Source organism: Nitrospirillum guaranorum (assembly GCF_034653275.1).
GTDB lineage: Bacteria > Pseudomonadota > Alphaproteobacteria > Azospirillales > Azospirillaceae > Nitrospirillum.
The window spans coordinates 2,254,078-2,274,062 of record NZ_JAYEES010000003.1; the positions used below are offsets into that span (position 1 = coordinate 2,254,078).

A 19,985-nucleotide genomic window follows, 5' to 3' on the forward strand; every position below is an offset into this window, starting at 1 on the left:
TCGCGTCGCGCGCGCCGTCACCGGAACGACGAACGGCGCGGACGCAGGCCGACACCTCCTTCACCATTTTTCTTCCGCGCGTCACGCGGCCGGCGGCGATGGCCGGCCCTTGCCGGCCACCGGCAGAGCATCCTGCAGGTGGGCCAGGAAGGCACGCACCGCCGGGTTGGCGCGGCGGCTTTCCGGCCAGACGGCGGTGATGTTGTGCCGCTCGACCGCATAGTCGGACAGCACCGGCACAAGCTCCCCACGCGCCACATAGGGTGCGGCGACAAAGTCGGCGCTGATGCCGATGCCGCCGCCGGCGACCAGGGCCGCGATCAGCGCCTCGCTGGCGTCCATGACGATGCCGGACGGGGGCACGATCTCGATTTCGCGGTCCCCGATGAGGAAGGGCCAGCGCAGCATCTGTCCGGAGCTTTGATAGCGGAGGGTCGCGGTATCGTGCCGCGCCAAGTCGTCCGGATGCGAGGGCGTCCCCCGGGCGGCCAAATAGGCCGGCGACGCGTAGCAGCAGAACCGATGAGGGGCGAGCCGCCGCGACAGCAGCCGCGTATCCGGCAGGTCACCAATCCGCACGGCGAGGTCGATCCCCTGCTCGATCAGGTCGACGAACTGGTCGCTCAAGCGCAGGTCCACCGCCACCTGGGGATGGCGCGCGCGGAACGCCGGCAGGGCCGGCGCGATCAGATGGATGCCGATGGGCAGGGACGCGGCGATGCGCAGGGTCCCCGACGGCTCCGACCGCGCGGACTTCGCCGCCTGCTCGATCTCCTCCGCCTCGCGCAGCAGCCGCAGGGCGCGTTCGTGCAGGTCACGGCCCTCCGGCGTCAGGGTCAGCGAGCGTGTCGTGCGGGTGATGAGGGCGACGCCGAGGTTTTGCTCCAGCCGCTGGATGCTCTTGCTCACCGCCGAGGGCGAAATCGACAGCGAGCGGGCGGCCGCGGTGAAGCTGCCCAGCGACCCGACACGGGCGAAGGCGATGAGGCCAGTCAGTCTTTCAAGTCCGATTTGTTCCTTCATGGAAATACTGAAGCGGTTCCCAGCCTGATTGTCAATTCAGGCAAAGGAACCAAACTATGTCCCAACTTTGAAAGCACGAAAGGAACGAGATAATGAGCGACACGATGAAAGCGGTTCGGCTGCACCAGTTCGGCGGCCCCGAGGTGCTGCGCCATGAGGATGCGCCCCGTCCCACGCCCGCGCCGGGCGAGGCGCTGGTCAAGGTCCATGCCATCGGCCTCAACCCGCCCGACTGGTACCTGCGGGACGGCTACCGTTCGCTTCCGCCCGAGTGGCAGCCGCACCCGACCTTCCCCTTGATCCTGGGGTCGGACATATCGGGTGTGATCGCGGCCGTGGCCGGCGACGTCGGGGATTTCCGCGTGGGCGATGAGGTCTATGCCATGGTGCGCTTCCCCCACCATGTCATGGAGGGCAGCAAGGCCTATGCCGAGTATGTCAGCGTCCCGGTATCGGATTTGGCCCGCAAGCCGGCCGGCATCGATCACGTCCACGCGGCCGGCGCGCCCATGTCCCTGCTCACCGCCTGGCAGTTCCTGATCGAGCTGGGGCACGACGAGCCGAACCCGTTCCAGCCCTACAAGCATGAGCCGGTGCCGCTGCGCGGCCGGACGGTGCTGATCAACGGGGCTGGCGGCGGTGTCGGACATCTGGCCGTGCAACTGGCGAAATGGCAGGGCGCGCGCGTCATCGCCGTGGCATCCGGCAAGAACGAAGGCCTGATGCGCGACCTGGGCGTCGACCGGTTCATAGACTATACCCGCACGCCGACCGAGGAGGTGGTGCGTGATGCGGACCTGGTGCTCGACACCGTCGGCGGTCCCGATACCGGCCGCTTCCTGCGCACCCTGAAGCGGGGTGGCGCGCTTTTCCCCGTCTATCCCCTGGGTTTCACCGGCCATGGGGAGGCGGAGACGCTGGGTATCACGGTTTCGACGACGCAGGTCCGCTCCAGCGGCGCGCAGCTGGATCAGGCCGCACGCCTGCTCGACAACGGCACCGTGCGGGTCGTGATCGACAGCACCTTCCCGCTGGCCCAGGCCGCCCAGGCGCATGAACGCGCCGCGCGCGGCAACATCCAGGGCAAGATCGCCCTCACCGTCGCCTGACCGGAGAGACCCAGGAGTCCGCAACCATGCTTATCGTGATGGGCCATGTCCAGGTCGCCCCCTCCGCGATGGAGGAGTTCGCCACCGACATCCAGGCGCTCGCGCGATCCGTCCGGCGGCGCGAGGGCAACCTGTCCTACGCGGTGGCGGTGGAGGATCCCAGCGCCGGCCGGTTGCTGGTCGCGGAGCGCTGGCGCGACCAGGCTTCCCTTTCCGCCCACCTCGACGCCCCTGACACGCGGGCGTTCGTGGATAAATGGCAGGGCCGGATGGCAGGCGACATCCGGAAATACGATGCCGCGAACGAGCGACCCTTGATGGACGGGTGAGGCGCGAAGTGTTTCGCCACGGGACGGCCCAGATCAGTCCCGAGGGACCAAGCTGGGCCGTTCCCTCTTGCACGATGATCAGTAGGTGACGCGCGCGGTGAAGCTAAGGCGCCGGTCTGAGATCGTGGCGGTGCGGGGGCGCGTCGCGATGCCGAAATACGACTGCTTGAGCGCGTTGTTGATGTTGCGCGCGTCAACGCCCAGCGAGAAGTTCTGGGTCACCTGGTAAGTCAGGGAACCATCGAGCTGACCATAGGGCTGATCAAAGATGGGAAGGTTGCCGGTACCCACACCCGCCGTCGTCTCGACAAACTTGCTGCGCCAGTTGTAGGCGAGCCGAAGCGACAGCGGACCCTTCTCGTAAATGCCGATCAGGTTGTAGCTGTACCTCGACAACAGCTCCAGCGGCACGCTGGTGACGGGACCCGACGTCGCCGGGCTGGGCGCCTGGGAGTCGACATAGGTGAAGTTCGCCTGGATCCCGAGGCCGTCCAGCGGGTCGGGCAGGAAATCGAAGAACTGCTGGAATGAGAATTCGGCGCCCTTCACCTCCGCATCGGCCGCATTGGTGTAGGACGTGACTTGGTAGGTGTAGGTCTTGCCGTCCGGGAAGGTGATGTCGCGCGGCGTGATCGCGGTCTGGATGTAGCCGTTGATCTTCTTATAGAAGCCCGCGACCGACACGTACTCCTGGTCCGAGAAATACCATTCCAGCGAGGCGTCAAGGTTACGCGACGTCATCGGCTTGAGCAGCGGGTTGCCGCCGGTCGCGGTATGGATCTCGGCATGTTGCGACGGCCCAGGCTCGGTCAGCGTCAAGCTGGGGTTCAACTGCGAGAAGGTGGGCGCGGCCAGGTTGGTCGACGCCGCCAGGCGGACCTGCAGGGCATCCGTCAGGTGATAGCGCAGGTTCAGGCTGGGCAAGGCCTTGGTGTAGGTGTCCTGGAACGCGATGGTGGCGTATTGGGGATTGCCGGTCGCCGTCGATCCGTCCGGCTGCGCGATCTGCGGCACCTGCTGGTAGTACCCGGACACGCCCAGATTGGTCGTGACGATGCGCACCCCGATATTGCCATCCAGTGGAATGGACAGGGGGCTGGCGTCGAAATAGGCGGCGGCGTATTCCGCGTAGGTCTGCTGGCTCTGCGCGTTCGAGCCGCTGGGAAGGAAGGGCGGCGCGCCGCTGAGCCCGAAGGCCGACAGGGTGTTGGCGTAGTTGCCGATGGTCTCCAGCGGGAAGGTGACCACGCTGCCGAACACATTCGCGTCGCCGCGGAAGATGTCGCTCAGGTCGTAATTCACAAGCCCGCCCCGGCCATTGACGCTGGAATAGCGATAGCCGGTGTCCCGGGTCGAATTCGTCCTGTCCGTGTACCGGAAACCGGCGCGCAGGGATTTCAGGAGGCTGTTGTCGAAGCTGTACTTGACATCCAGCCGGCCGCTTTTCTCCTCACCGATGGAATTGGAGAAGTCGTCGAGGAAGCCGTTGTTGGAATAAAGCGCGGTATTGGTCGTCTGGCTGGCCGGGATGGTGGAGAACGACGCCACGTCCCCCGATATGTTTTGATGGAAAACGGTATTCGGACCGTTGGTGATGACGATGAAATTGCTTTGGCTGGTGTCCGACCGGATGTATTGGCCATCCGCCGTGATCTCCAGGTTCGGCATCGGCGTCCAATGCGCCTTCAGCGAATAGTCGGTCGTGGTCGAATCGCGCGTCGTCAGGCTGGCGTAGGACCCCAGGGGAACGTCTTCCCACGTGCCGCTGATGAAATCGCCATTGCCGGCGAATTTGAAGTCGGCGCCCGGTAGCGGCGTGATGGGCCCGTCCCCCGTGGTGGCGAAGAAGGCGTTGCCCCGGATGTTGAACTTGTAATTGTTGCGCAGCACCTCGCCCGTGAAATCCAGGGTGTCCGTTGGCTTCCACTGCAGGGCGACGTCCGTGCCGAAGCGCTGCCGGTCGCCGTAATTCTTATTCAGGCCGCCGCCGTGCGGAATGGTGGTGAGTTGGCCCGAGCGGCCCATGGCCGCCGCCGTCGCCGCGTCGGAAGGGTTGACGAAACTGCCGTCGGGATTGCGGCTCTGGTTCAGGGTGTAGAAGGGTTCGGTCGTGATCTGGTCGTCGCGGAAATAGTCCTTCTGGTAGGCGATGTCGGCCAGCAGACCGATCTCGCCGATGCCCGTGTTCCAGCGATCGCTCATCAGCACCGAGCCGGATGGCCCGGTCTTGTCGGCCAGGTCGTAATAATTGCCCGTGATCCCGCCGGCGAACTTGAAGCCGTCGAAGTCGAAGGGCTTGCGCGTGCGGAAGTTGATGACGCCGCTGAGCTGCCCTTCGATCTGTTCGGCCGACGGATTCTTGTAGACGTCGATGCCCGCCAGCAATTCGGCCGGCACGTCTTCGAGGTTGAGGATGTCGACACCGCCGGCGGTGAAAATATCCCGGCCGTTCAATTCGGTGCGCACCTGGGTCAACCCCCGGATGGCGACCGAGCTGCCCTCACCGTAATTGCGCTGGATCTGGATGCCGGCAACCCGCTGCAACGCCTCGGCGACGTTGCGGTCGGGAAGCTTGCCGATGTCTTCGGCGACGATGGAATCGACGATCTCCGGCGCATCGCGCTTGATCGCCTCCGCCGATTTCAAGCTCGCGCGGACCCCCGTGACGACGATCTCGTTCAGGTCCCCCTGATCGTTCGCCGAGGCCGTGCCGGCGGTGGTGGCCGCAGTGGCGGCCGTCTGCGCGATGGCCGGTGCGGACCAGATCAACGCCAGCGGCAACGGCAAGCCGGCCAGCAGCGGCATGAGTCTCGATGAATGGCGCCCACGCGACATGTGCGTTCTCCCCTGATGATTTTTATGCCCGGAATGGTTTTCACCAGTACAATTCAATTATCATATATGCAATACAAATTTTGAGAGCAGGTCGCTCATGGATCGAGCCGCCAGACGCGCGCCGTGGCGCCGGGGCCCCCAAGGCTTTCCGAGCCGCCGGAATGTGGGGTATCGATGGGACGCGACCGCGTTGATGATCAGGGGGAACCACATGACCCGAGCGGGCCCTAAGGGCACCTATGCCGCGCCGGCCATAGAAAAGGCGTTTGAAATCCTTGAGATGCTGGCGGAGCACCGCGACGGGGCACTGGTCAGCGAGATGGCGGCGCACCTCAATCGCTCGGTCGGGGAGCTGTTCCGTGTCGTCATCGTGATGGAACAGCTGGGCTATCTTCAGAAGTCCGCCAAGTCGGATCGCTATACGGCGGCCTACAAGCTGCTCGACCTCGCCTACCGCGCGACGCCCACGCAGAATCTTTTGAACGCGGCGCTTCCCGAGATGCGGCGGCTGGCGATCGAGACGGGACAGTCCTGCCATTTCGTCGTCCCCAACGGTGGCGAAGGGCTGGTCATCGCGCGGGAGGAAAATCCCGGCACGCGGGGATTCTCCCTACGGCTGGGTGCGGCGATCGACATGCTCAAGAGCTGCTCGGGCCAGGTGATCCTGGCCTTTTCCAAGCCGGAACAGGCCGACCGCATCATCGCCGAGGCCGAGGCGATTCAGGGCGTGTCGGCCGACCGCGACGGGTTGGGCCAGCGGCTGGACACCATCCGGCGGGACGGCTTCGATCACCGCAAGAGCCCGATCACCCACGGCGTGACCGACATCAGTTACCCCGTGTTTGGATTCGACCGGGATATCGCCGGCGCGCTGACCATTCCCTTCCTGGCGCTGATCGACGGATCGCAGAAGGTCGACTTCGAAACGGCCCAGGGGCTGCTGCGCGGCGCCGCCGGAAACATCTCGGCCACGCTTGGCTACATGCCCGCCAAGCCGGACACCGCCCCCTCGCGTTGACAGCGGGAACACCGCCGGCGTCGAAAGGCCCCGCCCGGGAACTGGCTGGCGCCGGGCCGGGTCACTGCTTGGCCAAGCTGAAAATACGATCCGCCGGCACCCACTTCTGACCCGGCTTGGCCCAGGGCAAGCGGCGCTGGAACGTGTCCATCAGCGCTTCCCAGGCCTGGACATCCGGGTCGGCGGCGTCCGCCGCGGCCTGGGCCGCCGGGTCGTAGTCCTCCGTCACCTCCACGATCATCGCCAGCCGGTCGCCGCAGAGATGGATTTCCATGTCCAGGATGCCGGCCCGGCGGATGGCGCCCAGCACCGCCGGCGGCACCTGGCCGGGCGCGTGCCACTGGCGGTAACGCTCGATCAAAACGGGATCGGATTTCAAATCCAGCATCAGGACATGACGGGTCATGGACGTCCTTTCCTCCTAGGTCCCATACCGGGGGGCGCACGGCGCGCGGCGCTTCCCCTCGCCGTAGACCAAAGCTTTTCAGAAAACGGACTTGTTATAAATATGCTTAATCGCTAAAGTTAACGTTAACTGCCGCGCGAAACAGGCCAAGGGCCCCGCGTCGGCGCACCTTGGGGAGAGGCGCGCATCTTGACCGCCCGCATGAAAGACATCGCGCTGGAACTGGGGCTGTCGGTCGTCACGGTGTCCAAGGCCCTGCGCGCGCATCCGGATATCGGGGAAGCGACCCGCCGCCGCGTGCTGGAGCGGGTGGCGGAGCTGGGGTATCAGCCTAACCTGATGGCGCGGTCGCTGGTCACCGGCCAGACCTGGACCGTCGGCCTGATCGTCCCCGACCTCCTCCATCCGTTCTTCGCGGGCATCGCCAAGGCCATCTCCAACGATATCCGGGCCCACGGATACGGGCTGCTGATCTCCTCCTCCGATGAAGAGCCGGATGCGGAGCGGCAGCAAATCCGCAATCTGCTGGCCCGGCAGGTGGATGTGATCGTGCTGGCCTCCACCCAGACGACCATGGACGGCCTGCGGGAGATCAAGCGGCGGGGCACACCCTGCATTTTGCTGGATAGACGGTTCGCGGGCGCCGAGGCCCATTTCGTCGGCAACGACGACGAGGCGGTGGGCACGCTGGCCACCGCGCATCTCATCGCGCAAGGATGCCGGCGCATCGCCCATCTGCGCGGGCCGGAGGTGAGCACGGCGGCCGGGCGCCTGTCCGGCTACCGGCAGGCGCTGGCCCAGCAGGGGCTGGCGGCGCCGCCGGAACTGGTGATGGACCTGGGGCCGTCGGGCGACCACCGGGGCGAGGAAGCCGGCTATACCGCGACACGGCGACTGCTGGCGCTGTCCCCCGCCCGGACGGCCTGTTTTGCTACAACGACCCCTCCGCCCTGGGCGCCATGCGCGCCGTGCTGGAGGCGGGACTGCGCGTGCCGGACGACATCGCCATCATCGGCTGCGGCAACCTTTCCTACGCCGACTTCCTGCGCGTCCCCCTTTCCTCCGTCGACCAGGGCGCCGAAGCCATCGGCCGGCGCGTGGCCGAGCTGGCCACCAGCCTGGCCGGCACGAAGAACGCGGCACCGCCGCCCCATGTCGATCTCGTGCCGCCGCGCCTGGTGGCGCGCGCCTCCACCATCCGGTTCCCGAAGGGATAACAGCTTATGGTCAGCCCGACGCGTCGGGACCTCGTCCGCTATGCCGGCGCGGTCTCAGCCCTCACCCTGTCCGCCGGACCGGCCGCCGCCAAGGCGCGGGCCGAGGCCGGCCCGTTCCAGCCCACCTGGGACTCCCTGGCCGCCGGGTACCAGGCGCCGGTCTGGTTCCGCGACGCCAAGTTCGGCATCTGGGCCCATTGGGGGCCGCAATGCGCGCCGGAGTTCGGCGACTGGTACGCCCGCCGCATGTACATGCAGGGGGATCCCAGCTACGAACACCATGTCAAAACCTACGGCCACCCCACGCAATTCGGCTTCATGGAGCTGATCAACCGCTGGAAGGCGGAGCGGTGGGATCCGGAGGAGCTGACCAAGCTCTACAAGGCGGCGGGCGCCAAGTACCTGGTGTCCATGGCCTGCCATCATGACAACTTCGACAACTTCGACTCCCGCCACCATGCCTGGAACGCCACGCGGGTGGGCCCGGGCAAGGACATCGTGGGCGGCTGGGCCGCCGCCGCGCGCAAGCACGGCTTGCGCTTCGGCGTCAGCAACCACGCCAGCCATGCCTGGCACTGGTACCAGACGGCCTATGGCTATGACGCCACCGGTTCCCGGGCGGGCCAGCGCTACGACGCCTTCCGCCTGACCAAGGCCGATGGCGCTGGAAAATGGTGGCGGGGCCTGGACCCCCAGGATCTGTATACCGGACGCAGTATCGTGATTCCGGACGGCATCACCGACCAGGCCGCCATGACCGCCTGGCATCAGGCCCACGATGGCGTGTGGGATGAATCCGTGCCGCCCAACCGGGCCTTCGCCGAAACCTGGCTGAAGCGGTGCCAGGACCTGATGGACCGCTATCAGCCGGACCTGGTCTATTTCGACGACACCGGCCTGCCCCTGGGCGCATACGGCCTGCGCGCCACCGCCCATTATTACAATCAGAGCGTGGCCCGGAAGGGCGCCGTCGACGTGGTCGTGAACTGCAAGGAACTGACGGACCTGCAGCGCCGCGCCGTGGTGGCCGACATCGAGCGGGGGTTCAGCGACCACATCGTGCCGGAGCCCTGGCAGACCGACACCTGCCTGGGCGACTGGCACTACAGCCGCCCGCTTTATGAGCGCAAGGGTTACCTCACCGCCCTGCAAGTGGTGCAGCGCCTGGTGGACGTGGTCAGCAAGAACGGCTGCCTGCTGTTGAACGTACCGGTCCGCAGCGACGGCACCATCGATGAGCTGGAACGCGGCATCCTGGAGGATCTGGTGGGCTGGATGGCGGCAAACAGCGAGGGGATTTTCGACTCCCGCCCCTGGACAAGCTATGGCGAAGGCCCGACGGAAGTCGCGGCGGGCAAGTTCAACGAGGCGAAGCTGCGTCCCTTCACGGCGGAGGACATCCGCTTCATGGTGAAGGGCGACACCCTCTACGCCTATGCCCAGGAATGGCCAGCCGGGAAGTCCCTGACCATCCGGACCCTGACGACGGCGGCCCGCCCCATCCAGCGCGTCGACCTGCTGGGCGGCGGCGCCCTGGAGTTCAAGCAGGGCGACGACGGCGTCACCGTGACCCTGCCGGACCGGCGGCCGACCTTCACCCCCGCCTTCCGCATCCGATAAGCGCCGGCCCGACGGGGCCAGAACAGATCATGTGAGACAGATATGGCATCGCGTTTTCCAGCCGGTTTCCGGCGCCAGGCGCTGCGCGCGCTGCTGGCCACCTTGTTGTGCACCGTGTCCATGGGCGTGGCCGACGCGCGGGAGGCGCAGGTGCCCGCCAGCTGGCCGGGCCCGGACCAGCTGTTCGTCGGCGCCTGCTACCAGCCGATCGACCGCACGCCGGCGCAGATCGACCAGGACATCGCCATCATGAAGCACGCGGGCTTCACCGTGGTGCGCATGGGCGACCTGTCCTGGGATTCGTTCGAGCCGGCGCAGGGCAAGTTCACCTTCGACTGGTTCGACGCCGTGCTGGACAAGATGCACGCCGCCGGCATCCGGGTGATCCTGGACATCCCGGGCACGCCCGCCCCCATTTGGCTGCACCGCGCCTATCCAGGCGTCGACATCGTCAACCAGGCGGGCGCGAGGCTGCCGCCGGCGGAACGCTACATGGACAACATCAGCGATCCGGACTACGTGCGCGAGGCCGGCATCCTGGCCGAAGCCCTGACCAAGCGCTATGCCCACCATCCGGCGGTGATCGCCGTGGGATACGACAATGAGATCGGCAACGGCTTCATGTCCTATTCCGAGGCCGACCGGCAGCGCTTCATCACCTGGCTGCGCGCCAAGTACGGCAGCATCGATGCCCTGAACAAGGCCTGGGCGACGCAGCGCTGGTCCCGCCGCCTCAACGATTTCGAGGATGTCGACCTCCCCCTGGCCGACGGGCCCGGCCCGGCGGAGCGCTTCCTGGACCTGCACCGCTATTGGTCCGACGTCACCGTGGACCGGCTGAAGGAGCTGGACGCGATCCGCCGCCGCGCCATGCCGGACCTGCCCACCCTCTCCAACCTCTGGGACTATGCGCCCCGGCGCGGCTTCGATTATCTGGCGACCTACAAATCCTACGTCTCCTACGGCGCGGAGGGGTTCTATCCCGCCGACCCCATAGGCGGGGCGTTCAATGCCCTGATGACCAAGGGCGATCTGCCCACCCCCATCTGGTTCAACGAGTTCACCGCCGGCGGCGGGGGCGACTACGGCACGCCCGGCCGCAGCCGCATGTACGCCTACCTTGGGCTGCTGCTGGGGGCGCAGGGCATCCTGGCCTGGACCTTCAACAGCCACCTGGGCGGGGAGGAGCAGGCCCTGTTCGGCCTGGTCGACCACGACGGCACGCCGTCCTGGAAGGTGGACGAGTTCGGCCGCATCGCCGGGGAGTTCAAGCGGCTTTCCCGCTACGGCTTCCCGCGCCACACCCATCCCGAGGTGGCCATCGCCTATTCCTTCGAATCCGCCATCGCCTCCCACCCCAACGGACCGTCCAGCACCACGCGGCAGTATTTCCAGGGCGCCTATGGGGACATGGTGCAGGCGGCGTTCGAGCCGCTGTTCAAGGCCAACATCGACACCGCCATCATCAACATCGGGCACGACACGCTGGCACCCTACAAGCTGGTGGTCATCCCCGCCGACTATGTGATGGACCCGGCCAGCGCCAAGGCCGTGCGGGATTATGTCCAGAACGGCGGCACGGTGCTGATGACCGGCTATTCGGCCAAGGTGGACGAGCACGCGCAGTGGTTCGACACACCCCTGCCGGGCCGCCTGTCCGACGTGTTCGGCCTGAAGACCAACGCGTTCTACCGGTTGGAGGCGCCGCTGAGCTACAGCCTGGGCTCGGCATCGACGCCAACCACCACGCATTATTATGAGGTGCTGGCGCCGACGACGGCGACCGTGCTGGCGACCTTCGACAACACGCCCGACCATACGCCGGCCGTCACCGCCAACAAGTTCGGCAAGGGCACCGCCCTGTACCTGGCGACGGAGCCCGCCCCCGCCGCCATGGCGCCGGTGCTGGGCTACGCCTACGGCCTGGCGGGCGTGCACCAGGGGCCGCAAACCCCGGAGGGCGTTTACGCCCGGGTGGTGGATGGGCGAACGCTGTATGTGAACACGACGCGGGAAACGCAGCGCGTGGCCATCACGGGCGCCAAGACCGGGCTCGTCAGCAATCGGCGCTATGAGGGCACCCTGGTGCTGGGCCCTTGGGAATCCGAACTGCTGCCCTGACCGTGACGGGGCCGCCGCCCGGCGCCTGCCGGGCGGCGGCTGTGATCTCAGCCCTGGGCGGCCATGCGGCGGGCCACGTCGGCGGCGCTGATGCCCTCAAGCGCCAGGCCGAAGGCGGTACCTTCATCGATCAGGCGGCGGAGCTGCTGGGTCAGCGCGATCCGGGTGTAGCGGCCGGTCAGCGGCGGCAGCGCGGCGATGCCGTCGGCGATCTCATGGGCGCGGGCGAGCAGGCGCTTAGCCGGCACGATCTCGTTGACGACGCCCCAGTCCTGCGCCGTCTGGGCGTCCAGCACCTGGCGGGTGAGCAGGAAGTAGCGGCCCCGGACCGAGCCGATAACATGCGGCCACAGCAGGTGCATGCCGTCGCCGGGCACGATGCCGAACTCGAAGTGCGGCTTGTCCTGGAACACGGTGTCCGGCGTCGCCAGGATGATGTCAGTCAACAGCGCGTATTCGCTGTGCAGCAAGACCGGGCCGTTCAGCGCCGTGATCATGGGCACTTCGATGTCAAGGATGTTGGACAGCACCTTGCGGCCCTCGCGCAGGATCTTGTCGTAGCCCTGGGGCGTGAAGAAGTCGAAGCCCTCGGGGTTGATCATGTCCATGAAGGCGTCGCCCGTACCGGTCAGGATCACCGCGCGGTTGTCCCGGTCCTCGCCAATCTGGTGGAACAGCTCCACGAACTGCTCATGCGTATGCCCGTTGAAGACGAGCTTGCCGCCATCGGTGTGCAGGGCGACTTCCAGGACGCCATTGTCCTTGCGCGTCAGGCGGGCGTTGGGGAAAGCGTCGCGATAGGTCTCGAACTTGGCCATGGTACTGATCCCTGATCTCAAGCCGTCCGGAAGTGGCGGCGTGACGGATTAGTTAGGCCAACCCAGGACGGGACGGACGAGGGCGCGGGGCGATATGGCTTATTCCAGCGGGGAATAGGGCTCGGCCATCACCGCTTCCACGAAGCGGGCGAATTCGCGTGCCTTGGTGCTGGCCATGCGGCCCCCGGGGAAAATCGCCCAGAGGTCGAGGGCAGGCAGGGCCCAGTCCCGCAGCACCCGCCGTACCGCGCCGCTGGCGAGTTCCGGCGCGAACATCCAGTCCGAAGCGATCGTCAGCCCCATGTCAGCCAGCACCGCCGCCCGCTGCCCCTCGGCGGCACTCACCTTGACGCGCCCGCGCACGGAAACCGACGCCTCGGTGCCCTCACGGCTGAAGCACCACACCGTGGGCAGGTGGCTGTGGATCACGGCCTCGTGCCCGGCCAGGTCGGCGGGGCTCCGTGGCTCTCCCCGGCGCGCCAGATAGGCCGGCGTGGCCAATACGGAGCGCGGGCCCATCGCCAGCTTACGCGCGACCGCGGAGGAATCGGGCAGCGCGCCCATCCGCAACGACACGTCGATGCCCTCGGCAACCAAATCGATGACGCGGTCGTCAAGGATCACGTCGATCTCAAGCTCGGGATGCTGTTCTAGGAAACGCGGCAGCTGCGGCACGATATGCAGGCGGGCGAAGGTGGTCGCGGCCGAAATCCGCAAGCAGCCGGACAGCCCCGCCCCCGCGCCGCGCGCGGCCAGGTCCGCCTCATCGGCCTCCCGAATGGCGGCCTTGGCCCGCTCATAGAAGCGGTGGCCTGCCTCGGTCGGGCTCAGCCCATGGGTCGAGCGGATCAGCAGGTTGACCTGAAGCCGGTCTTCCAGCTGGGCGATCGTCTTCGACACGGCGGGCTGGCCGACGCTCAGCTGCCGCGCCGCCGCCGAGAAGGAGCCGGTCTCCACCACGCGCACGAACGCCGCCATCGCTTGATATCGGTCCACGTCATTCCTCCTTGGAATGAACATTATCGCCCAGAGCCCACTGCCCCGTCGAGCACGGAAGAGGCACTCATGGTCATGCCTTCGGATGGACCGAAGGGGCGAGGAGATCGAGATGATGGTCCGCTGGCTGATGGGAACCGCCGTCGCACCATCCCTGCTGGACGGGATCCTCGCCTTTCAAATCACCGGCAGCCCGGTCCCAGTGCTTCTCGCGCTGGCGGCGCCAATCCTGCGCGCGGGGCTGCGTCACAAGGAAGACCACCATGCTTGAGGTTTATGCCTTCGCCACGCCCAACAGCATAAAGGTGCCGATCGCGCTGGAGGAGCTGGGGCTTGATTATGAGTTGCACCCCATCAACGTCCGCCAGGGTGAACAGAAGGCGCCCGATTTCGTCGCGCTGAACCCGAACGCCAAGGTGCCGGTACTGGTCGATGGCCATCTTGTCCTGACCGAGTCCGCCGCCATCCTGGTCCATCTGGCCGAGAAGACCGGCCGCCTGTTGCCAGTCTCCGGCGATGGCCGGGCGCGGGTGTTCGAGCAGCTTTTCTTCCATGCCTCGGGGCTGAGTCCGGCCTTCGGCCAGTCGGGCTTCTTCCAGCGCTCCGCCGCCGAGCCGCAGCCCATCGCGATCGAGCGCTTCCTGGGTGAGGCCAAGCGCACCGTGTCCGTGCTGGACGGGCTGCTGTCACGGCATCGCTACGCCGCCGGCGACACCTTTACCATCGCCGACATCGCCCATTTCGGCTGGCTTTGGCGGCGCGAGTTCGCCGGCGTCGGGCTGGAGGACACGCCCCATGTCGCGCGCTGGTACGCCCACGTCGCGGCGCGCCCCGCCGTCCAGCGCGCCCTTTCCCGCGTCAACGCCCTGCTGCCTTCCGTCTGACCCGCAATTCCGGTGGGGAATAAGCCCCGCCCCCCTTTCTCGGAGACATCCCATGTCCCTTCAGTCCAAGCTCGACGCCTTCAAGGCGGACTTCGAAGCCGGCAAGCCGCCCTACAGCGTGCCGCCGTCGGTAATCGAGACCATGCACCGCGCGACCGCCGAACTCATCGCCAGTGGTGCCGCCACGCGCGCCTTGAAGGCCGGCGACCAAGCCCCCCGCTTCACGCTGCACGATCCCGAGGGCAAGCCCGTCTCATCGGCGGCGTTGCTGGCCAGGGGACCGCTGGTGGTGAGCTTCTATCGCGGTGTGTGGTGCCCCTACTGCAATATGGAACTGCAGGCGCTTCAGGCCGCCCTGCCGGCGTTCGAGGCGCTGGGCGCCAGCCTGGTCGCCCTCTCTCCCCAGCTGCCGGTGAACAGCCGCAAGTCCGCCCGCCAGAACGCGCTCAGTTTCCCCATCCTGTCCGACACGCACAACGACGTGGCCGCCGCCTTCGGCCTTCGCTTCGCCCTGCCCGGCTACCTTGTTGATCTCTACAGGGGCCTGAGGAACGATCTCCCGGCCTTCAACGGCGACCAGAGCTGGACGCTGCCGATGCCGGCCCGCTACGTCATCGCGCCGGACGGGACCATCCTCTACGCCGAGGTCAATCCCGACTACACCCACCGGCCCGAGCCCGAGGACATGCTGCCGGCCCTGCGCCGCGCCGCCGGCGTCGCCGCTTGAGCCCATAAGCCACTTCCTAGATTTTAGCCTCGCGCAGCAGGCGCACCGCGGCATCGCAGGCGCGGGCCGTCAGGGCCATGTAGGTCAGCGACGGGTTCTGGCAGGCCGATGAGGCCATGGCGGCGCCGTCGCTGACAAAGACGTTGGGCACGTCATGCAGCTGGTTCCAGCGGTTGGTGACGGAGGCGCGCGGGTCGTCGCCCATCATGGCGCCACCCATCTCGTGGATGGCGCTGCCGCCAACGCCGGGACGGTCCAGGGACAGCACGACCTTGCCGCCCGCCGCCGTCAGCATGGCGCTGGCCTCGCGCCCCGCGTCGGCCAGGGCTTTCCGCTCGTTCTCGCCATGGGTGAAGTCGATCTTCAGCAGCGGCGCGCCCACGGCGTCCGTCTTCACCGGATCCAGCGTCAGGCGGTTGGTCGGCCGTGGCAGGCTTTCCGCGAAGGAAACCAGCACCATGCGCCAGCCGCCCGGGCCGCGCATCGCGGCCTTGAAGTCCGTGCCCACGCCCGCCTCGCGCTTGGCCCGCGTCCAGGTGCTGCGCAGGGCGCCGCCCTGGAAGCTGTAGCCCCGCAGGAAGTCGCCCTCCTGCCGATCCAGGTTGCGGAAGCGCGGAATGACGATGCCCGTGGGCCGGTTGCCGTACGTCGTGCGGTCCTGGAAGCGGTCGAACAGGGCGACGGCCCCCACCGTGGTCGCATGGTCCATGATGTGGGTGCCCAGCTGGCCGCTGGAATTGCCCAGCCCCATGGGGAAGGCATCGGACCGCGAGCGCAACAGCAGGTGGTTGGTGTTGAAGGCGCCGGCGTTGAGGAAGACGATGCGGGCGGTATGCCGCCGCCGTTCCCCCGTCTTCACATTCAGCACCGAGACGCCGGTCGCCCGCCGCGTCCGGGCATCATAATCCACCCGCTCCACCACCGTGTCGGTGACCAGGGTCAGGTTGCCCGTCTTCTGGGCCGCCGGCAGGGTGGAACTCTGCGTGCTGAAATAGGCGCCGTAGGAGCACCCGCGCGCGCAGATGGAGCGGTACTGGCAGGCGGACCGCCCTTCCTTCTCCCGTGTCAGGTTGGCGGTGCGACCGATGGTCAGGCGCCGCTCGGGCCAGCGCCGCTCGATGATCCCCTTGGTGTATTGTTCCAGCACGTTCAGGGCCATGGGCGGCTGGTAAACACCGTCGGGCAGGGAGGCCACGCCCTCCGCCTGGCCGGACACGCCGATGAAGCGTTCCACATGATCATACCACGGCGCCAGGTCGGCATAGCGGATGGGCCAGTCGCTGCCGTGGCCATCCTTCTTGTTGGCGCCGAAGTCATAATCGCTCATGCGGTAGGACTGGCGGCCCCAGGTCAGGGAGCGCCCGCCCAGCTGGTAGCCGCGCCACCAGTTGAATTCCGTGCCCTCCGCCACCGAATAGGGGTTGTCCCTGTCGTTCACGAAATGGTTCTGCGTGAACTCGGTGAAGTGCCGGTTCTTGGACTGGACGGCGAAATCGCGCGCGTAGAGCGCCGCGTCGCCCTCACCCCGGAAGGGCATTTCCCAGGGCGCCAGGGTTTCGGTCACGTAACCGCCGCCATGCTCGATCATGCGGCCGCGTTCGACCATCAGGACCTTCAGGCCCTTCTCCGTCAGTTCCTTGGCGGCCCAGCCCCCGGTGATGCCGGAACCGACCACGATCGCGTCAAACTCTGTGCTCATCCGAAGTCCACCGCCGTCCAATCGTTAGACCAGGCCCGCCCATGGGGGCCGACCGGCACGTCCGGGTCCCAATGCCCGGGAACGAGCTCGTATTGCAGTTCCTGCGAGGCGCCAGCCTCGGAGGTGTAGTACCCGGTGACGATCAGCCCCTTCAGCAGGCGCCAGGGCGATGCCTGGCCGCCGGGCGCGTAAGCGGCGCCGTCCAGGGCCGTCAGCGCCTGTAGCTGGACGGCGGGCGCCGCCGCCAGGAAGGCGCCACCCGCCTTCAGATCCAGCTCGAACATCAGCCAGTCCAGCACGGTGGCATCGGCCGGGCCCGCGCCGCCTGTGAAGCGGGCGGCGGGAACGGGCGCGCCCGCGCCTTCCAAACCATGGGCCAGCGCCAGGGTGACAAAGGCCGGCACACCCACCGCCAGCGCGCCGGGCGTGTCGCTGTCCGGTATCGTCAGGTCGGCCACCCGGTCCAGCAGCGCCCGCTGCGACGGTGCCAAGGCCTTGGCGGCGGGCGCGTCCGTACCGGTCTTGACCTGGGCCCAAAGGGCGGCGGGCGTCAGCGCGGCGCCGACGGCCGCCATGGCCATCAGGAACTGGCGCCGGCCAGCGCCCCCCGCATCGCGAGTACGATGATCCATGGGTTATCCCTCCCGAAGGGTCCGGCGGCGCGCCCGGGCACCACCGCCGACCATGTTCAGAACTTGGCTTCCGCCTGTATGCCCACCATCCGGCGGGCGTTGGGATCGATCGCCTGCCACAGCCCGCCCTGGGCGAAGGCCGTGGTGGGGTACAGTTGGGTCGGATATACCTTGTCGCCCAGATTGCGGCCAAACAAGCCCACCGACCAGCCGTCCTCGGACTTCAGGGTCAGCCGGGCGTTGAAGATAGTCTGGCCGGGGACGACGTAGACCGGGTCCGCCGACAGATACATGGATTGCTTGGTCCGGATGGTGGCGTCCGCCCCCAGGACCAGGTTGTAGGTGTCGGACAGGCTGAACTGCCGCTCGGCCGAGATGGTCATCTTGAACTTGGGCGCGTAGTTCAGCTGCTTGTTGGACATGTCCGACCCGTCGGCGCCGATGAAGCCCTGCGGGTATTCGGCGATATTCACGATGCCGGAGACGTTGACGGTCGTGTCCGGGAAGGGGTGGCCGAAGATTTCCCACTCGAAGCCCTTGGTGACGACCTTGGACACGTTGATGTTGGAGCAGTTCAGGCCGTTGATGCTGGAAACGCACGACTGGGTCTGGAAGTCCTGCACGTCGGTGTAGAACAGGTCGGCATCGACGTAGAGACGGCCGTCGAACATGGTCTTCTTCACCCCCACCTCGAACCCGAGGGGACGTTCCGCCTTGATGGGGTCCAGGGTGTGGTCGGTGGTCGTCAGCTGGTCGTTGATCTGCGGCGCCTTGTAACCGGTGGACGCCGTCGCGTAGACCATGGTGTCCCGGTCGAAATCATGCTGTATGCCCGCGCGCCAGGTGGCCGCGTTGGCGTAGCCGGTCGCGGCGAAGGTGTCCGGCACGCCGGCGTTGACGGGGTCGGCCTCTTCCTCGTGAACGCGGGAATGCGTGAAGCGCAGGCCGCCGATCAACCGGGTTTCCGGTTCCAGGTACCAGGTGGCGTTGCCGAACGCGGCATAGTCTTCACTATCGGCGTGGATGATTTGCGAACCATCCGCGATTGTGAGGTCCATGCCCACGGCCGCCGGGTGGATGATCAGCAGCGCCGGCTTGGAATTGGCGAAGGTGGTGCGCTGGTAATACAAGCCCCCCACCCATTCCAGGTCCCGGTTGTCGGATGAGGTCAGGCGCAGTTCCTGCGAGAACAAGGAATGATTGCTCACCTGCGGGGTGGTGGTGGTGCCGGAATAAAGCGCCACGACCGGGAAGCAGTCCGCGAAATTGCAGTTCTGCATGTACTGGCGCGCCACCGACGGCGTGATGCCGATCAGGTCGACGGCGGTGGTGTCGTGCAGGCGGCGCCCGGCGGTGATGGAGGTCAGCGTCATGCCGTTCAGGTCGAGGTCGAACTGGCCCGACACGCCGCCGATCTGCGCCCTGTCATACAGCCCCTGCTCGTTGCATTGGCTGGTGTTGGAGGCGGAGGGCACGATGCCGCACGCCCCCAGCGCCTGGGCCAGCGGCGAGCCGGCGGTGGCCGCCCGATAGATCAGGCCGCCCGGATCCCGGTCGTCGGTCTTGTTGTAGTCGCCGATCAGGTTGAACGTCAGCTTGTCGGACAGCTGAGCCAGGTAACGGGCGCGGAGACCGTAGTTGCTCTGGTCCTCATCCTTGCCCGTGACGGTGTCGTTGGTCAGGCCCGAGTTGTCGTAGAAGTGCGCGGCCAGGCGCAGGGCCGAATTGCTGGTGACCGGCACGTTCAGGGCGGCGCGCACGACATCGCGGGAATATCCCGAGCCCAGGCCGGTGAGGCCGAATTCCGTGGTGACATAGCCCGAGGTCTCCCCCAGGACGGGCGCCTTGGTGGTGATGTTGACCAAGCCGGCCGACACGGAGCTGCCGAACAGTGTGCCCTGCGGGCCCTTCAGCACCTCCACCCGCTCGGTATCGAAAATGTCCGAAACCGGCACGTTGCCCAACACGACGCCGTCCAGCACGATGCTGACGGAGCTGGCCGCCGTGGCGTTGCCCACCTGGTTGGTGCCGATGCCACGGACGAAACCACCACCACCGGGTGCGGCGGCCGGCGCCGTGAACTCCAGCGAGGCGCTGGCCTGCGAAAGGTCCTGCACCGACTGCACGCCCCGCCGCGCCAGCTGATCGGCGCCGATGACGGTCACGGAAATCGGCACCTGTTGCACGCTTTCGCTGCGCTTCTGGGCCGTGACCACGATTTCCATGAGGGAGGTGTCGGCGGCGTTGGCGCCGGTGGACGCCGGCGCGGTCTGCGCCACGGCGGCCCCGGTCGTCAGGAACAGCGCCGTCGACGCGCGGAGCAGCAACTTGATCGATGGTTTCATGGACACCCTCCCCTGTGATGTCGGGAAGGTGACCGACGGTTTACCGGCCCATCCATTCCTCCCCGCATTTGTTGGAGATAATTAGAACCTGGATTATGGTTCTTGTCCAGGGTCAATCCGTCGCAATGTCCACACTCTGGATCACGGGGCGGGCGGGCATGGCGCGGCACACGCCGAAATAAGGGGCGCCCGTCGTGAGGATTCTA

17 protein-coding genes and 1 pseudogene are annotated in these 19,985 nt (G+C 66.9%); 10 read left to right on the plus strand and 8 right to left on the minus strand.

Annotated elements, in window-relative coordinates:
• Positions 1-81: 81 nt before the first annotated feature.
• Positions 82-1,023 carry a LysR family transcriptional regulator gene (locus tag UAJ10_RS19230; protein WP_322916806.1) on the minus strand — a complete coding sequence of 314 codons (942 nt, stop codon included), beginning with the start codon at positions 1,021-1,023 and terminating at the stop codon, positions 82-84.
• 92 nt (positions 1,024-1,115) lie between these two features.
• Here UAJ10_RS19230 and UAJ10_RS19235 point away from each other — a divergent pair, with 92 nt between their 5' ends.
• Entirely contained in the window at positions 1,116-2,132 is a 1,017-nt protein-coding gene (locus tag UAJ10_RS19235) for an NADP-dependent oxidoreductase (RefSeq protein ID WP_322916807.1), read from the plus strand.
• 26 nt (positions 2,133-2,158) lie between these two features.
• Positions 2,159-2,461 (plus strand): putative quinol monooxygenase, encoded by a 303-nt coding sequence (locus UAJ10_RS19240; protein ID WP_322916808.1) that lies wholly within the window; start codon positions 2,159-2,161, stop codon positions 2,459-2,461.
• 78 nt (positions 2,462-2,539) lie between these two features.
• Here UAJ10_RS19240 and UAJ10_RS19245 read toward each other — a convergent pair whose 3' ends face one another.
• Complete coding sequence (locus UAJ10_RS19245) at positions 2,540-5,296, minus strand: TonB-dependent receptor (RefSeq protein WP_322916809.1); 2,757 nt, start codon at positions 5,294-5,296, stop codon at positions 2,540-2,542.
• Positions 5,297-5,507: 211 nt separating this feature from the next.
• Between UAJ10_RS19245 and UAJ10_RS19250 the strand changes: the two genes are divergently transcribed.
• Positions 5,508-6,314 carry an IclR family transcriptional regulator gene (locus UAJ10_RS19250; RefSeq protein WP_322916810.1) on the plus strand — a complete coding sequence of 269 codons (807 nt, stop codon included), beginning with the start codon at positions 5,508-5,510 and terminating at the stop codon, positions 6,312-6,314.
• A gap of 61 nt (positions 6,315-6,375) precedes the next feature.
• Here the strand turns inward: UAJ10_RS19250 and UAJ10_RS19255 are convergent, their stop codons facing one another.
• On the minus strand, positions 6,376-6,720 hold the full coding sequence (locus tag UAJ10_RS19255; RefSeq protein ID WP_322916811.1) for an L-rhamnose mutarotase: 345 nt from the start codon (positions 6,718-6,720) through the stop codon (positions 6,376-6,378).
• Between the two features lie 201 nt (positions 6,721-6,921).
• On the opposite strand from UAJ10_RS19255, the pseudogene UAJ10_RS29930 reads away from it, so the two are divergent.
• The 4 genes and pseudogenes from UAJ10_RS29930 to UAJ10_RS19275 all read left to right on the plus strand — a co-directional run.
• Positions 6,922-7,485 (plus strand): annotated as a pseudogene (locus UAJ10_RS29930) (LacI family DNA-binding transcriptional regulator); the annotation flags it as partial.
• Entirely contained in the window at positions 7,437-7,937 is a 501-nt protein-coding gene (locus UAJ10_RS19265) for a substrate-binding domain-containing protein (protein WP_322916813.1), read from the plus strand. The pseudogene UAJ10_RS29930 and the gene UAJ10_RS19265, both read left to right, overlap by 49 nt.
• 6 nt (positions 7,938-7,943) lie before the next feature.
• Positions 7,944-9,557: an alpha-L-fucosidase gene (locus UAJ10_RS19270; protein WP_322916814.1), complete on the plus strand. Its 1,614-nt coding sequence runs from the start codon at positions 7,944-7,946 to the stop codon at positions 9,555-9,557.
• Positions 9,558-9,599: 42 nt separating this feature from the next.
• Positions 9,600-11,678: a beta-galactosidase gene (locus UAJ10_RS19275; protein ID WP_322916815.1), complete on the plus strand. Its 2,079-nt coding sequence runs from the start codon at positions 9,600-9,602 to the stop codon at positions 11,676-11,678.
• A gap of 47 nt (positions 11,679-11,725) precedes the next feature.
• Here UAJ10_RS19275 and UAJ10_RS19280 read toward each other — a convergent pair whose 3' ends face one another.
• Together UAJ10_RS19280 and UAJ10_RS19285 are read right to left on the minus strand one after the other, a co-directional pair.
• Positions 11,726-12,496 (minus strand): enoyl-CoA hydratase/isomerase family protein, encoded by a 771-nt coding sequence (locus UAJ10_RS19280; RefSeq protein ID WP_322916816.1) that lies wholly within the window; start codon positions 12,494-12,496, stop codon positions 11,726-11,728.
• 99 nt (positions 12,497-12,595) lie between these two features.
• Complete coding sequence (locus UAJ10_RS19285; protein ID WP_416235383.1) at positions 12,596-13,474, minus strand: LysR family transcriptional regulator; 879 nt, start codon at positions 13,472-13,474, stop codon at positions 12,596-12,598.
• Positions 13,475-13,604: 130 nt separating this feature from the next.
• Here UAJ10_RS19285 and UAJ10_RS19290 point away from each other — a divergent pair, with 130 nt between their 5' ends.
• Genes UAJ10_RS19290 through UAJ10_RS19300 form a run of 3 tightly spaced genes read left to right on the plus strand, consistent with a single transcriptional unit; the run spans position 13,605 to position 15,103 of the window.
• Positions 13,605-13,763 carry a hypothetical protein gene (locus tag UAJ10_RS19290; protein WP_322916818.1) on the plus strand — a complete coding sequence of 53 codons (159 nt, stop codon included), beginning with the start codon at positions 13,605-13,607 and terminating at the stop codon, positions 13,761-13,763.
• Complete coding sequence (locus UAJ10_RS19295) at positions 13,756-14,376, plus strand: glutathione S-transferase family protein (protein ID WP_322916819.1); 621 nt, start codon at positions 13,756-13,758, stop codon at positions 14,374-14,376. Before UAJ10_RS19290 ends, UAJ10_RS19295 begins: the two co-directional genes overlap by 8 nt.
• Positions 14,377-14,428: 52 nt before the next feature.
• Positions 14,429-15,103 carry a peroxiredoxin-like family protein gene (locus UAJ10_RS19300; RefSeq protein WP_322916820.1) on the plus strand — a complete coding sequence of 225 codons (675 nt, stop codon included), beginning with the start codon at positions 14,429-14,431 and terminating at the stop codon, positions 15,101-15,103.
• A gap of 16 nt (positions 15,104-15,119) precedes the next feature.
• Here the strand turns inward: UAJ10_RS19300 and UAJ10_RS19305 are convergent, their stop codons facing one another.
• Genes UAJ10_RS19305 through UAJ10_RS19315 form a run of 3 tightly spaced genes read right to left on the minus strand, consistent with a single transcriptional unit; the run spans position 15,120 to position 19,779 of the window.
• On the minus strand, positions 15,120-16,802 hold the full coding sequence (locus UAJ10_RS19305; protein ID WP_322916821.1) for a GMC family oxidoreductase: 1,683 nt from the start codon (positions 16,800-16,802) through the stop codon (positions 15,120-15,122).
• Complete coding sequence (locus UAJ10_RS19310) at positions 16,799-17,434, minus strand: gluconate 2-dehydrogenase subunit 3 family protein (protein ID WP_322916822.1); 636 nt, start codon at positions 17,432-17,434, stop codon at positions 16,799-16,801. The genes UAJ10_RS19305 and UAJ10_RS19310 overlap by 4 nt, the downstream gene beginning before the upstream one ends.
• Positions 17,435-17,490: 56 nt before the next feature.
• Positions 17,491-19,779, minus strand: a complete 2,289-nt coding sequence (locus tag UAJ10_RS19315) for a TonB-dependent receptor (protein WP_322916823.1) — start codon at positions 19,777-19,779, stop codon at positions 17,491-17,493.
• Positions 19,780-19,985: the final 206 nt, after the last annotated feature.

Bases quoted from the DNA above. Each gene is read 5' to 3' on its own strand.
- UAJ10_RS19230 (WP_322916806.1), bottom strand. From the start codon at position 1,023: ATGAAGGAACAAATCGGACTTGAAAGACTGACTGGCCTCATCGCCTTC.
- UAJ10_RS19235 (WP_322916807.1), top strand. From the start codon at position 1,116: ATGAGCGACACGATGAAAGCGGTTCGGCTGCACCAGTTCGGCGGCCCC.
- UAJ10_RS19240 (WP_322916808.1), top strand. From the start codon at position 2,159: ATGCTTATCGTGATGGGCCATGTCCAGGTCGCCCCCTCCGCGATGGAG.
- UAJ10_RS19245 (WP_322916809.1), bottom strand. From the start codon at position 5,296: ATGTCGCGTGGGCGCCATTCATCGAGACTCATGCCGCTGCTGGCCGGC.
- UAJ10_RS19250 (WP_322916810.1), top strand. From the start codon at position 5,508: ATGACCCGAGCGGGCCCTAAGGGCACCTATGCCGCGCCGGCCATAGAA.
- UAJ10_RS19255 (WP_322916811.1), bottom strand. From the start codon at position 6,720: ATGACCCGTCATGTCCTGATGCTGGATTTGAAATCCGATCCCGTTTTG.
- UAJ10_RS19265 (WP_322916813.1), top strand. From the start codon at position 7,437: ATGCCGGCGCATCGCCCATCTGCGCGGGCCGGAGGTGAGCACGGCGGC.
- UAJ10_RS19270 (WP_322916814.1), top strand. From the start codon at position 7,944: ATGGTCAGCCCGACGCGTCGGGACCTCGTCCGCTATGCCGGCGCGGTC.
- UAJ10_RS19275 (WP_322916815.1), top strand. From the start codon at position 9,600: ATGGCATCGCGTTTTCCAGCCGGTTTCCGGCGCCAGGCGCTGCGCGCG.
- UAJ10_RS19280 (WP_322916816.1), bottom strand. From the start codon at position 12,496: ATGGCCAAGTTCGAGACCTATCGCGACGCTTTCCCCAACGCCCGCCTG.
- UAJ10_RS19285 (WP_416235383.1), bottom strand. From the start codon at position 13,474: ATGGCGGCGTTCGTGCGCGTGGTGGAGACCGGCTCCTTCTCGGCGGCG.
- UAJ10_RS19290 (WP_322916818.1), top strand. From the start codon at position 13,605: ATGATGGTCCGCTGGCTGATGGGAACCGCCGTCGCACCATCCCTGCTG.
- UAJ10_RS19295 (WP_322916819.1), top strand. From the start codon at position 13,756: ATGCTTGAGGTTTATGCCTTCGCCACGCCCAACAGCATAAAGGTGCCG.
- UAJ10_RS19300 (WP_322916820.1), top strand. From the start codon at position 14,429: ATGTCCCTTCAGTCCAAGCTCGACGCCTTCAAGGCGGACTTCGAAGCC.
- UAJ10_RS19305 (WP_322916821.1), bottom strand. From the start codon at position 16,802: ATGAGCACAGAGTTTGACGCGATCGTGGTCGGTTCCGGCATCACCGGG.
- UAJ10_RS19310 (WP_322916822.1), bottom strand. From the start codon at position 17,434: ATGGATCATCGTACTCGCGATGCGGGGGGCGCTGGCCGGCGCCAGTTC.
- UAJ10_RS19315 (WP_322916823.1), bottom strand. From the start codon at position 19,779: ATGAAACCATCGATCAAGTTGCTGCTCCGCGCGTCGACGGCGCTGTTC.